Consider the following 13883-nt stretch of genomic DNA (forward strand, 5'->3'; position numbering starts at 1 on the left):
CCGAGGCGCGATGTGTACGGCGTCCACAATGGCATGCCGACGGAGTATCGTCGAGCCATGGGCGAGAAGCGGCCGACACGGTGACCGCGGTGCGAGAGACCTACCGCCACGGCGACCTGCGGCAGGCGCTGCTCACCGAGGGGCTGCTGCTCGCCCGCGAGGGCGGTCCGAGCGCGGTCGTCCTCCGTGAGGCCACCCGACGAGCCGGCGTCTCCCCCAACGCCGCCTATCGCCATTTCCGCGATCGCGCCGCACTCCTCGGTGCCGTCTCGGACGCGGCGCAGGGATGCGCGGCCGACCGCATCCAGCAGGAACTCGACGCCGTGCCGGTCGGCGACGACCGGGCCGCGCAGTCCCGCCTGGCCCTTCGCGCCGTCGGGACGGGGTACATCGCGTTCGCACAGGAGGAGCCGGGGCTGTTCCACGCCGCCTTCTCGGTGCCCGGCGACCTGTCCCAGGCCTTCAGTGCATCGAAGGCGGGGCGGAACGGGCTGAGCCCGTTCCAGCAGCTCGCCCAGGCCCTCGACGGAATGGCCTCGAGCGGCGCACTCGACCCGGCACGCCGCCCCGGCATGGAGTTCCTCGCCTGGTCGGCGGTGCACGGGCTGGCGATGCTCGTGATCGACGGCCCCCTCCGCGGCCTCACCGAGGAGATCATCCTCAGCACCCGGGAGCGCCTGCTGGACATGGTCGAGCGAGGAATCTGACTCTCAGTCGAGCGCCGCGTCGATCGGCGAGGCCACGGGAACGGGCGCGTCGCCGACGGGCCGCGGCTCCGCCGAGGCGCCGGCCGGTGCGCTCCCGTCAAGCGGGTGGGCGAGCTCGTCCCTGCCCATGCGGAAGATCAGAAGCGCGGCGAGCGCCAGCACGGGTGGGACCAGCCCGGCGACCAGGAACGGAACCGAGGTGCCGACGAGTTCCCCGACCGGGCCGGCGAGCGCCATCGATACGGGCATCAGGGCGAGAGAAACGAAGAAGTCGAGGCTCGACACCCGGCCGAGCAGTGCGGGCGGAACCCGGCGCTGGAGCAGCGTGCCCCAGAGCACCCCGCCGGCCTGGAACGTGAAGCCGACGGCGAACATCACGACCGCCATCAGCCAGAGCTGGTCGGTGAGTCCGATCAGTGCCATGGGCACGCAGCCCGCTCCCCAGAGCAGGTTCATCGCGGTGAGGTACCGCCGCGGAAGGGGAAGGGAGGCCACGACGATCGACCCGATCGCGCCGCCGACGCCGAACATCGCGAGCACCAGGGCGAAGGCGCCCGCTCCTCCCCCGGTCTGGTCCCGGACCGCGAACGGCAGCAGCACCTCGATGGGGCCCATGATCACGAGGATGAGCAGGCACGCGAAGAGCAGGGTGCCGAGCAGCCAGCTGGTGCGCAGCAGGTAGCGGAAGCCCTCCGCGATGTCGACGAGAGCCCCGCGCACCGCTCCTCCCCGCTCCACGTCTCGGCGCACGGGAGTGGCGCGGGTGAAGGCGAGGATGCCCGCAGCGAGCGTCTGCGCGGCCGCGATCACGAGCAGCGCCGTACCGGGCGATGACGCGGCGATGAGCGCGGCACCCAGGGCCGGCCCGCCCGCCTGCATCGCAGCCGGCCGGAGGACGCCCTCGACGCCGTTCGCGGCGAGGAGGTGCTCGGCCGGCAGCAGCGAGGGGAGCCAGGCGGAGTAGGCCGGATAGAAGCACCCCTCCGCGATGCCGTACGCGAGGGAGACGACGGCGAGATGCCAGACCTCCAGGCTGCCGGTCACGGCGAGGACGCCGGCGCTGCCGATCGCGAGCGCCTTGAGCACCTCGACCGCGAGCAGGATGCGCTTCTGCGGGACGCGGTCGGCGAGGACGCCGCCGAGCAGCACCGTGCCGAGCATGCCGACCGCGTTCGCCGCGGCGACCCCGGACAGCTCGGCAGGCCCGCCACCGAGGTCGATGACCTGCCAGACGAGGGCGACCAGCCAGATGCCGGAGCCGAGCAGCGACAGGGTCAGCGCGCCCACCAGGATCCGGTACTGAGGCGATGAGAAGGGCTGCAGGGCGCGCGGAACGGGACGCGATCGCGGCCCTTCCCGCTCCGGCACCACGCTCCCTTCGATGTGCACGCCGTACACATTCCATCAGTCGGCGGCGACGCCACGCCAGTGTCCGCCGGCGGCCGGACCGGCGTGCCGGGCTCAGCCCGAGCGATGCCCCGTCGCCCGGGGCCGCCACGGGTCGGCCGCGGTGAAGCGGGCGAGCAGCCTCTCGAACGTGGCGAGCTCCTCCTCGCTCCAGCCCTCGAAGGACTCCCTCAGCTGCGCGTTCCAGCCCGCGACGACCTCGCCAACCCGCCGCAGGCCCTCGTCGCTCGGTGACACGAGCACCGCCCGAGCATCGTCCGCGCCCTGCACCATGGTGACCAGCCCGCGTTCGCGGAGCTCCTTGAGCTGACGGCTGACCGCACTCTTGTCCATCCCGGTGGCGGTCGCGATCGCCCCCGCCTGAGTCGGGGCGTTGCGCATGACGTGCCGGAGCACGCCCCACGCCGCCGGCTGCAGGTCGGGCCCCAGCGACGCGGCCGCGTCGCGCAGGTTGCCCTTCACGAGCACGAAGAGGCGCGAGAAGGACTGCTCGATCGAGTCCACGATGTCGGACTGCTCGGTCCCGCCGTCGACGGCGGCGGCCACCTCGTCGGCGCTCACCGGACCCGGTCCGAAGCCGCGGGCGAGCGCTGGTCGTCAACCGCGTCGGTGGTCGAGCCGATCTCGTTCGCCGAGACCTCCGCGGCCCGCTTGCCGATCGAGGCGTTGCGCTCGTCGACCAGAGACGCCGTTCCGTCCTCCGCCTCCTGGCGGAGCTGCTCGGTGGTCTTCGTGCGCAGCGGAGTGTTGGGCAGCAGCGCCACCATCACGATCGTGATCACCGCCAGTGGGATGGCGAGGAGGAAGACGTCGCCCACGCCCTCGCCGTAGGCGGCCTCGATGACGGTCCGGATCGGGCCAGGGAGGGTGGACAGGTCAGGGATCGCACCGCTCGCCACGCCTCCCGTCGCACTGGCCGGCACGCCCAGCCTGTCGAGGCCCTGGGTGATCAGGTCGGGGATGCGGTGACCGAGGAAGGCGCCGAGCGCCGCGACGCCCGCCGTGCCGCCGAGGCTGCGGAAGAACGAGATCGACGAGCTGCCGGAGCCCATCTCGCTGTGGTGCAGGGAGTTCTGCGCGACGAGCACGAGGTTCTGCATGACCATGCCGATGCCCGCGCCCATGACCAGCATGTAGAGGGCCATCAGCACGTACGGGGTGTCGTAGCGGAGTGTGCCCATCAGCGAGATGCCGATGGTGAGCAGGACCGCGCCGAGGACCATGTAGCGCTTCCAGACGCCGGTACGGCTGATCACCTGGCCGACGACGATGGACGAGATCAGCAGGCCGGCGATCATCGGCAGGGTGAGCAGGCCCGACTCGGTGGGCGTGTTGCCGCGGGCGAGCTGCAGGTACTGGCTGAGGAACACCGAGGCGCCGAACATCGCGACACCGACCGACAGGCTGGCCAGGACCGCGAACACGAAGGTGCGGTTCTTGAACAGTGTCAGCGGGATGATCGGCTCCTTCGCCTTGAGCTCCACGAGCACGGCGAGGGCGAGCAGCGCGATCGAGCCGCCGAGCATCAGCCAGCTGGTTCCCGAGCTCCACTCGAACTGCCTGCCGCCGAGGCTCACCCAGATGAGGAGCAGGCTGACGCCAGAGGCGATGAAGACGATGCCGAGGTAGTCGATCGTCACCTTCCTGCTCCGCTTGGGCAGGTGCAGGGTGAACTGGATCAGCAGCAGCGCGACGACGGCGAACGGGAGCGCGATGTAGAAGTTCCACCGCCAGCCGATGCCGTCGGTGATGAATCCGCCGAGGAGGGGGCCGCCGACGGTGCCGACGGCCATCACCGCGCCGACGTAGCCCATGTAGCGGCCACGCTCGCGCGGGCTGATCAGGTCGGCCATGACCACCTGGACGAGTGCGGTGAGGCCGCCGGCTCCGAGGCCCTGCAGGACGCGGAAGAGGATGAGGGTGTTCGTGTCCTGCGAGAACCCGGCGAGGGCCGAACCGAGGACGAAGATGATCAGCGAGAGCTGCACGAGCAGCTTGCGGCTCATCAGATCCGCCAGCTTCCCCCAGATCGGCGTGGAGACGGTGGTGGCGAGCAGTGTCGCGGTGACGACCCAGGTGTAGGCGGTCTGGTCGCCCTTCAGGTCGGAGATGATGATCGGCAGCGACGTCGAGACGACAGTCCCCGCGAGGATGGACACGAACATGCCCATCAGCAGGCCGGACATCGCCTGCAGCACCTCGCGGTGGCGCCGCTTGTCGGCGGTCGCCTCGGGGGTCAGCTCGGCTTTCGGTGTTGCGGTGCGCGCCACGGGACTCCTCAGATAGTTGACTGCGATCAACTATAGATACTGGTTGACTCCCGTCAACTATCGCGGCGTGTCACTCCTCCCCGATGTCCTCGTTCCAGACCTCGGGGTTCGCGGCGATGTACTCGGCCATCATCTGGACCAGCCCAGGGTCCTCGAGCACGACGACCTCCGCGCCGTGCTCGGCCACCCACTCGTGGCCGCCGAAGAAGTTGCGCGCCTCCCCCACCAGCACCCGGCCGATGCCGAACTGGCGGGCGAGCCCGGAGCAGTACCAGCACGGCGACAGGGTCGTGACCATCGTGGTGTCGCGGTAGCTGCGCTGGCGACCGGCGTTCCGGAAGGCGTCCGTCTCGGCGTGGACCGAGGGATCGCCGTCCTGCACGCGACGGTTGTGGCCGCGTCCGAGCAGCCGCCCATCGGCGGCGAAGAGCGCAGCGCCGATCGGGACGCCGCCCTCGTCGGCCCCCTTCCGCGCCTCCTCGATCGCCACGGCGAGCTTGTCTGCATCGGTGGGATAGAGCCGCTCGGTCATCCGCGGCGCTCCGCCGCATCCACGCCCACCGGCGGTGCATCCACGTCGCCGGAGAGCGCGTGTCCCTTCGCCGGCTTCACGACCGCGAAGAGCACCGCGTAGATCCCGGCCGCCAGCACGAAGCCGACGAGCGCGGTCAGGTCGCCGATGTCGGGCGCCGCCTGCACCAGCACCCCGACGTAGACGGCCTGGTTGGAGAAGAGCCAGATCGACAGGAAGCCCGCAACGACGAGGGCGACGACGCCGGCGATGTTGACGTAGCGCGGACGCTCCGCCACGAGCTCCGCGATCGACGTGCCCCTGCGCAGGAAGCGGTCGGTGAGCACCACGCCGAGCCACGGGGCGACCCAATAGGCGATCACGAGCAGGAAGTTCTCGTAGCTGTGGGCGGCGTCCGGGAGGGCGGCCCAGGCGATGAGGAAGCCGACCACGCCGAAGCCCAGCGCGACGATCGCGCGCCGGAGGGCGAAGGGGATGCGGATCCCCGCGGCGAGGAACGACATCGCGCCCGAGTAGATGTTGAGCGCGTTGGCCGCGATTGCGCCGACCGCGATCGCCAGCAGGGTCAGCTCCCTCACCACAGGAGGCAGCGGGGCGGTGAACGAGTCGGTGGGCGAGCCCGGGTCGAAGCCGGCGAGCGTCGCCGCTCCGGCCCCTGCGGCCATCAGGAGGGTGCAGGAGACGAAGTTGCCGATGCCCGCTGCGGCGCCGACCTTGCGGCGGCTGGCCCGCGGCGACAGGTAGCGGGTGTAGTCGGAGGCGTACGGGTTCCAGCCGGCCGCGTAGCCGAACGCGGCGCCGGCGGCGAGGGTGAAGCCGGCGAAGGTGAAGCCGCCCCCGCCGGCAGTGCCGCCGCCGGCGGCCTGACCGAGCAGGATGACGGTGGCGACGAGGAAGATCACGCCGAGGACCAGGGCGGCGTAGCGCTCGAAGAGCTGCACGACGTCGTGGCCGATGAAGGCGACGGCAACCTCGACCACCACGACGATCAGCAGGCCCAGCAGCACCGGCATGCCGGTGAGGGTGGCGAGGGCGAATGCGCCGCTCACCGAGTTGACGGCGAACCAGCCGACGCCGGCCATCACGGTGTTGAGCGCGGACGGGACGACGTTGCCCCAGTAGCCGAAGGCGCTGCGCCCGAGGACCATCTGGGCGAGGCCCTCCCGCGGGCCCCAGGAGGACAGCACGGCGTGGGTGATCGAGCCGGCGAGGTTGCCGAGCACGAGTGCGGCCATCGCCTGCCAGAAGCCCAGGCCGAAGAACGCGACGGCGATCACGCCAACGAAGACGGTGGCGAACTCGAGGTTGGGGGCGCTCCACGTGGCGAGCAGCTGCCACGGAGAGCCGTGCCGCCGCTCCAGTGGGATGGCCTCGATGCCTCCGGGCTCGATCACAGGTGCGGCGGACGGACGGGAAGGCGCAGCGGTGGTCATCCCGGAATCCTATGAGCGACCGGGCGGGGAGTCGGCAACACGTAACGGACACGAAACACGGGAGCCGGAACCGCTACTGAGGCGCCTGGGCGCCCCCGTCGGGATGCCCTTCCCGGGCCCGTCAGCCGACCGACGTGGCGCGCTCCAGGACGAGCTCACGGACGCGAGCGGCGTCCGCCTGTCCTCTCATCGCCTTCATCACAGCGCCGATCACCGCACCTGCGGCCTGCACCTTGCCGTCACGGATCTTGGCGAGCACGTCCGGCTGGGTGGCGAGCGCCTCGTCGATCGCCGCCAGCAGCGCGGAGTCGTCGGAGACGACCGCGAGCCCGCGCGCCTTGACGACCTCGTCCGGCGAGCCCTCGCCCGCGATGACCCCTTCGAGCACCTGCCGGCCGAGGCGGTCGGTGAGCTGACCGGTCTCGACGAGCGCGATCAGCTCGCTCACGTGCAGCGGAGAGATCAGCGTGCCCGCCTCCACGCCCCGGGAGTTGGCGATGCGGAGGATCTCCCCCAGCCACCACTTGCGGGCCTGAGCGGGAGCGGCGCCGGCGCCGACCGTCTGCTCGAGCTCCACCAGCAGGTTCGCGTTGATGAGGTCGCGGAACTCGCTCTCGGTGAAGCCGTATTCGGTCTCCAGGCGGCGCCGGAAGACCGTCGGCGACTCGGGCAGCGCCGCACGCAGCTCCGCGATCAGCTCTCGCGAGGGGACGACCGGCAGCAGGTCGGGCTCGGGGAAGTAGCGGTAGTCGTCGGCGTCCGACTTGGGCCGTCCCGCGCTCGTGGTGCCGGTGTCCTCGTGCCAGTGCCGGGTCTCCTGCACGATCGTTCCGCCTGCGTCGAGGATCGCTGCCTGGCGCTGGATCTCGTAGCGGACGGCGCGCTCGACGCTGCGCAGGCTGTTCACGTTCTTCGTCTCGGTGCGGGTGCCCAGCTTCTCGGCGCCGTGCGGTCGCAGTGACACGTTCGCGTCGCAGCGCAGGTTGCCGCGCTCCATCCGAGCATCGGAGACGCCGAGAGAGCGCACGATGTCACGGATGGTGGCCACGTAGGCGCGCGCCAGCTCGGGCGCGCGCTCCGCCGCCCCGTAGATGGGGCGGGTCACGATCTCCACGAGGGGCACGCCCGCGCGGTTGTAGTCCACCAGGGAGTACTCGGCGCCCTGGATGCGACCGGTCGCTCCGCCCACGTGGGTGAGCTTGCCGGCGTCCTCCTCCATGTGGGCGCGCTCGATCGGGATCCGGTACACGGTGCCGTCGTCGAGCTCCACCTCGACCTCGCCGTCGAACGCGATCGGCTCGTCGTACTGGGAGATCTGGTAGTTCTTCGCGAGGTCCGGGTAGAAGTAGTTCTTGCGATGGAAGCGGCTGGTCTCGGCGATCGAGCAGCCGAGCGCGAGTCCGAGCGAGATGGAGTAGCGGACCGCCTGCTCGTTGACGACGGGCAGGGATCCGGGCAGCCCGAGGTCCACGGGTGCCACGAAGGTGTTGGGCGCCCCGCCGAAGGCGTTCGGCGCGGCGGAGAACATCTTGGTCTTCGTCGAGAGCTCGACGTGCACCTCGAAGCCGAGCACCGGCTCGTACTTGGCGAGGGCCTCCTCGAAGGAGAGCAGTTCCGCGGTCGCCATCAGTGCGTTCCTCCGTCGGGTTCGGTGCCGGGTCCCGGCAGCGGGACGATCCGGTCGGCGCCTGCCGGGTGCCGGCCGAAGTCCGCGGGCAGCAGGTCGAGCAGGGGGTGTCCCCAGTGGTCCTCGAGGAGGGCCTCGAGGGCAGCACCGACGCGGTAGAGCCGCGCGTCCTCGCGTGCGGGCGCCATCAGCTGGATGCCGACCGGCAGGCCGTCCTCGGGGGCGAGCCCGACGGGAAGCCCCATGCCGGGGATGCCGGCGAGGTTGGCGGGGATCGTGGTGATGTCGTTGAGGTACATCGCCATCGGGTCGTCCATCTTGGCGCCGAGCTTGAACGCGGTGGTGGGCGCGGACGGCGAGACGAGCACGTCCACCTGCCCGAAGGCGGCGTCGAAGTCGCGCTGGATGAGCGTGCGCACCTTCTGTGCGCTGCCGTAGTAGGCGTCGTAGTAGCCGGCGGACAGGGCATAGGTGCCGAGGATGATCCGCCGCTTCACCTCGGGACCGAAGCCCGCGCCGCGGCTGGCCGCCATCACCTGCTCGACGGTGCCGCCGCCTTCCGGCGTGACCCGCAGGCCGAAGCGGACCGAGTCGTACTTGGCGAGGTTGCTGGAGGCCTCGGCGGGCAGGATCAGGTAGTAGGCGGCGATCGCGTACTCGAAGTGCGGCGCGCTCACCTCCACGATCTCGGCGCCGGCCGAGGCCAGCAGCGCGAGGGCCTCGTCGAAGCGCTGCTGGACTCCGGTCTGGAAGCCCTCGCCGCTCAGCTCGCGGACGACTCCGACCCGGATCCCGCGAAGGTCGAGGTTCTCGGCACCGGCACGGGCGGCCTGCTCGAACGACGGCCAGAGCTGGTCGAGGGAGGTGGAGTCGTGCGGGTCGTGACCGCCGATCACGTCGTGCAGCAGGGCGGCGTCGAGCACCGTGCGGCTCACCGGTCCGACCTGGTCGAGCGAGGAGGCGAGGGCGATCGCGCCGTATCGGGAGACGCCGCCGTAGGTGGGCTTGACGCCGACCGTTCCGGTGACGGCCGCGGGCTGGCGGATCGATCCGCCGGTGTCGCTGCCGAGGGCGAAGGGCGCCTCGAAGGCGGCGACCGCCGCGGCGGATCCGCCGCCGGAGCCGCCAGGGATGCGGTCAAGGTCCCAGGGGTTGTGGGTGGGCCCGAACGCCGAGTGCTCGGTGGAGGAGCCCATCGCGAACTCGTCCATGTTGGTCTTGCCGAGCGGGATCAGGTTCGCGGAGCGGAGCCGGGCGACGACGGTGGCGTCGTAGGGCGGGATCCAGCCCTCGAGGATGCGCGACGCCGCCGTCGAGGGCATGTCCTTGGTGCAGAGCACGTCCTTGATGGCGACCGGCACACCGCCGAGGGGGCCCACGTCGGCGCCGTCGGCGCGCAGCCGGTCGACCTCGCCGGCGCGCCGGAGGGCGGCGTCGCCCGCGATGTGCAGGAATGCGTGCAGGTCGCCGTCCACCTGTTCGATGCGGTCCAGGTGCGCCCGGGTGGCCTCGACGGACGACACCTCGCCCGCGGCGAGGAGGCCGGCGAGGTGGGAGGCGGTCAGGCGGGTGAGGTCGTCGCTCACTGCTCCTCCCCCAGGATCGCGGAGACGCGGAAGCGGCCATCGTCGGCATCGGGAGCCCCGGACAGCGCCTGCTCGTTGGTGAGGATCTCGCCGATCACGTCGGGCCGGTAGACGTTCTGCAGCGGAATGGGGTGGCTCGTGGCCGGCACGTCGGGGGTCGCGACCTCGGTGACCTTGCGGACGTTGTCCACGATCGACCCGAGCTCGACGGCGAGGTGCTCGATCTCCTCGGGAGTGAGGGCGATGCGCGCGAGATCGGCGAGGTGCTGGACCTGCTCGGCGGTGATGGCGGTCGGGTCTGGCATGCCGTCAATCCTAGGACGGACGGCCGGTCCCCTCGGGTCGCGCCGGGGCGGGCGGAGGTCGCCTAGCCGCCCCTCGGCGGGTCGGCGAGCGACAGCGCCAGGGTCTTCTGCACGTCGCTGACGGAGCCGTCGGTGACCAGCTCGCCTCGGTCGATGCCGATGAGCGACAGGTTGCGCAGCGACTCGGTACCGGGCTCGAGGTACCAGTCGTGGCCGACCGACGCGGTGAGCACCTGGCCGGTCACCGGATCGACGGCGCCGTTCACGCCCATCGGGTGGGCGCCGAAGTCGGCTGAGCCGGGGTCCGTTCCGAAGAAGGCGGTGTCGACCACCGGATCCCAGGCGGCCTCCCCCACCCAGACACGGTCGGCGGGGATCCCGAGGTCGTCCGCCGACTGCGCGTCGCCGCCGGGTGAGCCGATCATCGCGAGGGCGTCGACGGCCATCTCACCGCGCTGGAGGGCGAGGGTGACGGCCGTTGCGCCGTAGGAGTGGGCGAAGACGGAGACGTAGGGCTCGTTCCCCTCGCGGAGGGCGCGCAGCCCGTTGACGGTGCCCGACATGAAGTCGGCGCCCTGCTCTGCCAGGTCGAGGCCGAAGACATTCGTCACGTCGGGAGTCTGGTAGCCGATCCAGGACACCGTGGCCACCGTCGAGTGCTCGCCGAGGAGCGTCTGCCAGCTGGTCTGCGAGTCGTAGATGTCGGCTGTGACCTTGGTCCACTCGGACATGTGCTCACGCACCGACAGCAGGGCGCCCGGCACGAGGAAGCTCACGTAGTCGGCGGAGTCGAGCTCTCCGAGGGAGACCGCGGCGCGGCCGGGCATCGCCGTGTCGAGCACGAGCAGCCGCCGGGTGGGCCCGTCCGCCGTCTGGTCGAGCGAGGACTCGACCTGCTCGAGCATCCGCAGCTGACTGACCGCCTCGAAGCCGGCCCCCTTGCCGATCCCCGCCGAGAGCCGGGAACGCAGGCCCGCGAGGGTTCCCTCGAGCAGGCGCCGGTTCGCACTGTCCCGCACGTCGTAGGGCACACCGTCCAGGTTGCCGACCAGTTCCGGTGCGACCGTCTCGAACTTCAGCCGTTCTCCGAAATCGAGCCCGGCCCACCAGGACCGCACGTCGCCGGGGGCGGGCTGATTCGCGATGAGGTCCTCAAGAACGTCATCGCCGGTCGCGACGAACTCCCTCAGGTCCTCGCGGGGCAGCCGCTCCAGCCCGCGCAGCAGCTGCTCGGGGCCGAGGGAGTCGATGAGCGCCGCATCCAGCACGGGAGACCCGCCTCGCGCATTGACCGAGATCAGCATCGGGGCGCAGAACGCGGACTCCGCGGGAGCGTCTGCGGCGACCGGCGACAGGGTGGCGAGGGCAAGCGCAGTCAGGACGCTGAGCATCGCGACACCTCCCCCCGGTACGCGGCGTGCACCTTCGGAAAGTACCGGCGGTCGGGCACCGACAGTGGCACGGGCGTGGCCCCCATAGTAGGGAGCCGGGACCAGGCGGAACAGTCCCCCGCGAGGCCCCGCGCCCCCGTCCTCCTCGGCCGTTCCGCGCCCGCCCGCGGAGTTGCGCGGCGGAGAACCTTCAACCGCCCCTCAAAGGTGTGAGTCACGCCCCCGGAGTGGGGCGGCGAAGGGGGTTGTTCGGGGGCGCGAGGAGGCGGCGCAGGGGGCGGTCGGCGTGTCGCGTGGGGTGGCCGCGCAGGCCTACGCAGCGAATGCGCCCCGAGCCGCCGAGCGCGACCCGTGCACGCGGCGCGCTCGGCGGCTGGGGGCGCACTCGGCGCTGCGCCGGCCTAGCGGACCGCGTCCGGTCCTTCCTCCAGCAGCCTGCGGAAGCCGTCCGCGTCCAGGATCGGGACCCCCAGCTCCTCCGCCTTGGTCAGCTTCGAGCCCGCGCCGGGGCCGGCGGCCACGAAGTCGGTCTTCTTGGAGACGCTGTTGCCCGCCTTGCCGCCTGCGGCGAGGATCGCCTCGACCGCGCCTTCGCGGCTGAAGCCCTCGAGTGCGCCGGTCGGCACCACGGTGATGCCCGACAGGATGCCGCCCTCCACCTGCGCCGCGCCGGGTCCCGGGTGGCCGGGCGTCTCGAACTGGACGCCTGCGGCCGCCCACCGGTCGAGGATCTCCTGGTGCCAGTCGACGACGAACCAGTCGAGGAGGGCGTCGGCGATGATGGGGCCGACCCCGGGCACGGAGGCGAGCTCGTCCCGGCCGGCAGCGCGGATGGCGTGCAGCGAGCCGAAGTGGGCGGCGAGGGCCCGGGCCGCGACCGGACCGACGTGCCGGATCGACAGCGCGACGAGGATCCGCCAGAGCAGCTGCGTCTTCGCCTTCTCGAGGTTGGCGAGCAGTTCGGTGGCGCCCTTCGTGGGCTCGCCGTTCTTCTTCTGGTACGGCGCCACCAGTTTGGTCTCACCGTCCACCACTCGGGGCATCCCGGTCTCGGGGTCGTGCACGCGGACCCGGATCGGGAGCAGGTCATCGAGGGTGAGCTCGAAGAGTCCCGCCTCGGTCTCCAGCGGCGCCTCCTCGGGCAGGTACGGCTGGGTGAGCGCCGCGGCCCCCACCTCGCCGAGCGCCTCGATGTCGAGGGCGCCGCGTGAACCGATGTGCTCCACGCGGCCGCGGACCTGCGCGGGGCAGGAGCGCGCGTTGGGGCAGCGGAGGTCGATGTCGTCCTCCTTGGCGGGTGCGAGCGGGGTGCCGCACTCGGGGCAGTCGGTCGGCATCACGAATTCCCGCTCGGTGCCGTCGCGGAGCTCGACCACGGGACCGAGCACCTCGGGGATCACGTCGCCCGCCTTGCGCAGCACGACCGTGTCGCCGATCAGGACGCCCTTCTGCTTGACCACCTGCTGGTTGTGCAGGGTCGCCTGCCGGACCGTCGAACCGGCCACGAGGGCCGGCGTCATCACCGCGAAGGGCGTGGCGCGCCCCGTCCTGCCGACCGACACCACGATGTTCTCGAGCTTGGTGTGCACCTCTTCGGGTGGGTACTTGTAGGCGATCGCCCAGCGCGGGGCGCGGCTGGTGGCACCCAGCTCGAGGTGCAGGTCCAGGTCGTCCACCTTGACGACGACGCCGTCGATCTGATGCTCGACGCCACCGCGGTTCTCGCCGTAGCGCCGGATGTACTCGGCGACCTCGTCGATCGACTCGAACACGCGGTAGTGCGACGAGGTCGGCAGTCCCCACTCCGACAGCAGCTCGTACACCTCGGACTGGGCCGTGACCGGAGTCTCGCGTTCGATCGCTCGGACCGGCCACGCCCCGATGCCGTGCACCAGCATGCGGAGCAGGCGAAGCCTTTCCTGCATCAGCGCGAGCCGCTCGGGGCTCTTGCCCTCCTCCTTCTGGCGGAGGGACCCACTGGCGGCGTTGCGGGGGTTGGCGAACACGCGCTCCCCGGCAGCCGCCTGCCTGGCGTTCAGGTCGTCGAAGGCCGCGACCGGGAAGAAGATCTCGCCGCGGATCTCGACCAGGTCCGGATGCCCGTTCCCCGTCAGCTGCGCGGGGATGGTGCCCATGGAGAGCACGTTCTGGGTGACGTCCTCGCCCACGACGCCGTCGCCGCGGGTGGCCGCGGTGATGAGGCGCCCGCGCTCGTAGCGGAGGTTGATGGCCAGTCCGTCGATCTTGAGCTCGGTGAGGTAGCGCACGTGGGCACGTCCTGCGTCGCGCTCCACCCGGGCCGCCCACGCCGCGAGCTCCTCGCGACTGAAGACGTTGTCCAGGCTGAGCATGCGCTCGGCGTGCTCGACCGGGGCGAACATGGTGGTCTCGGCGCGCCCGCCCACCGTCTGAGTCGGGCTGTCCTGCGTGCGCAGCTCGGGGTGCTGCTCCTCGAGCTGCTCGAGCCGGCGCACCATCGCGTCGTAGTCCTCGTCGGAGACGGTGGACGCGTTGTTCTCGTAGTACTCGTCGCGCAGCTGCACGATGCGCGCGATCAGCCGCTCGACCTCGTCGGCCGCGGCATCGAGGTCCGGGCGCGCCTCGGGCAGGGCTGCGTCGCTCATG

Annotated in this window: 11 protein-coding genes; 1 reads left to right on the forward strand and 10 read right to left on the reverse strand. The window is 71.4% G+C overall.

Annotated elements, in window-relative coordinates:
* The first annotated feature begins 80 nt into the window (after positions 1 to 80).
* Complete coding sequence (locus JWR33_RS09290) at positions 81 to 707, forward strand: TetR/AcrR family transcriptional regulator (protein WP_297411334.1); 627 nt, start codon at positions 81 to 83, stop codon at positions 705 to 707.
* A 3-nt stretch (positions 708 to 710) separates the two neighbouring features.
* Here JWR33_RS09290 and JWR33_RS09295 read toward each other — a convergent pair whose 3' ends face one another.
* The 10 genes from JWR33_RS09295 to ligA all read right to left on the reverse strand — a co-directional run bounded on the left by JWR33_RS09295 (position 711) and on the right by ligA (position 13882).
* Positions 711 to 2096 (reverse strand): MFS transporter, encoded by a 1386-nt coding sequence (locus JWR33_RS09295; protein ID WP_297411336.1) that lies wholly within the window; start codon positions 2094 to 2096, stop codon positions 711 to 713.
* A 72-nt stretch (positions 2097 to 2168) separates the two neighbouring features.
* Positions 2169 to 2675 carry a MarR family winged helix-turn-helix transcriptional regulator gene (locus JWR33_RS09300; RefSeq protein ID WP_297411338.1) on the reverse strand — a complete coding sequence of 169 codons (507 nt, stop codon included), beginning with the start codon at positions 2673 to 2675 and terminating at the stop codon, positions 2169 to 2171.
* Positions 2672 to 4354 carry an MDR family MFS transporter gene (locus tag JWR33_RS09305; RefSeq protein WP_297411472.1) on the reverse strand — a complete coding sequence of 561 codons (1683 nt, stop codon included), beginning with the start codon at positions 4352 to 4354 and terminating at the stop codon, positions 2672 to 2674. The genes JWR33_RS09300 and JWR33_RS09305 overlap by 4 nt, the downstream gene beginning before the upstream one ends.
* Positions 4355 to 4454: 100 nt before the next feature.
* A complete protein-coding gene (locus tag JWR33_RS09310; RefSeq protein ID WP_297411340.1) occupies positions 4455 to 4916 on the reverse strand; it encodes a nucleoside deaminase in 462 nt (153 codons plus the stop codon).
* Positions 4913 to 6349, reverse strand: a complete 1437-nt coding sequence (locus JWR33_RS09315) for a cytosine permease (protein WP_297411342.1) — start codon at positions 6347 to 6349, stop codon at positions 4913 to 4915. The genes JWR33_RS09310 and JWR33_RS09315 overlap by 4 nt, the downstream gene beginning before the upstream one ends.
* 121 nt (positions 6350 to 6470) lie before the next feature.
* A complete protein-coding gene (gatB, locus tag JWR33_RS09320) occupies positions 6471 to 7976 on the reverse strand; it encodes an Asp-tRNA(Asn)/Glu-tRNA(Gln) amidotransferase subunit GatB (RefSeq protein WP_297411344.1) in 1506 nt (501 codons plus the stop codon).
* On the reverse strand, positions 7976 to 9562 hold the full coding sequence (gene gatA / locus JWR33_RS09325) for an Asp-tRNA(Asn)/Glu-tRNA(Gln) amidotransferase subunit GatA (RefSeq protein ID WP_297411346.1): 1587 nt from the start codon (positions 9560 to 9562) through the stop codon (positions 7976 to 7978). The genes gatB and gatA overlap by 1 nt, the downstream gene beginning before the upstream one ends.
* Positions 9559 to 9867 (reverse strand): Asp-tRNA(Asn)/Glu-tRNA(Gln) amidotransferase subunit GatC, encoded by a 309-nt coding sequence (gene gatC, locus JWR33_RS09330; RefSeq protein WP_297411348.1) that lies wholly within the window; start codon positions 9865 to 9867, stop codon positions 9559 to 9561. Before gatC ends, gatA begins: the two co-directional genes overlap by 4 nt.
* Positions 9868 to 9929: 62 nt before the next feature.
* Complete coding sequence (locus JWR33_RS09335; protein ID WP_297411350.1) at positions 9930 to 11258, reverse strand: alpha/beta hydrolase; 1329 nt, start codon at positions 11256 to 11258, stop codon at positions 9930 to 9932.
* A 401-nt stretch (positions 11259 to 11659) separates the two neighbouring features.
* Complete coding sequence (gene ligA, locus JWR33_RS09340; RefSeq protein ID WP_297411352.1) at positions 11660 to 13882, reverse strand: NAD-dependent DNA ligase LigA; 2223 nt, start codon at positions 13880 to 13882, stop codon at positions 11660 to 11662.
* Position 13883 lies beyond the last annotated feature (1 nt).

Source organism: Naasia sp. (genome assembly GCF_025465545.1).
In the GTDB taxonomy this organism is placed as follows: domain Bacteria; phylum Actinomycetota; class Actinomycetes; order Actinomycetales; family Microbacteriaceae; genus Naasia.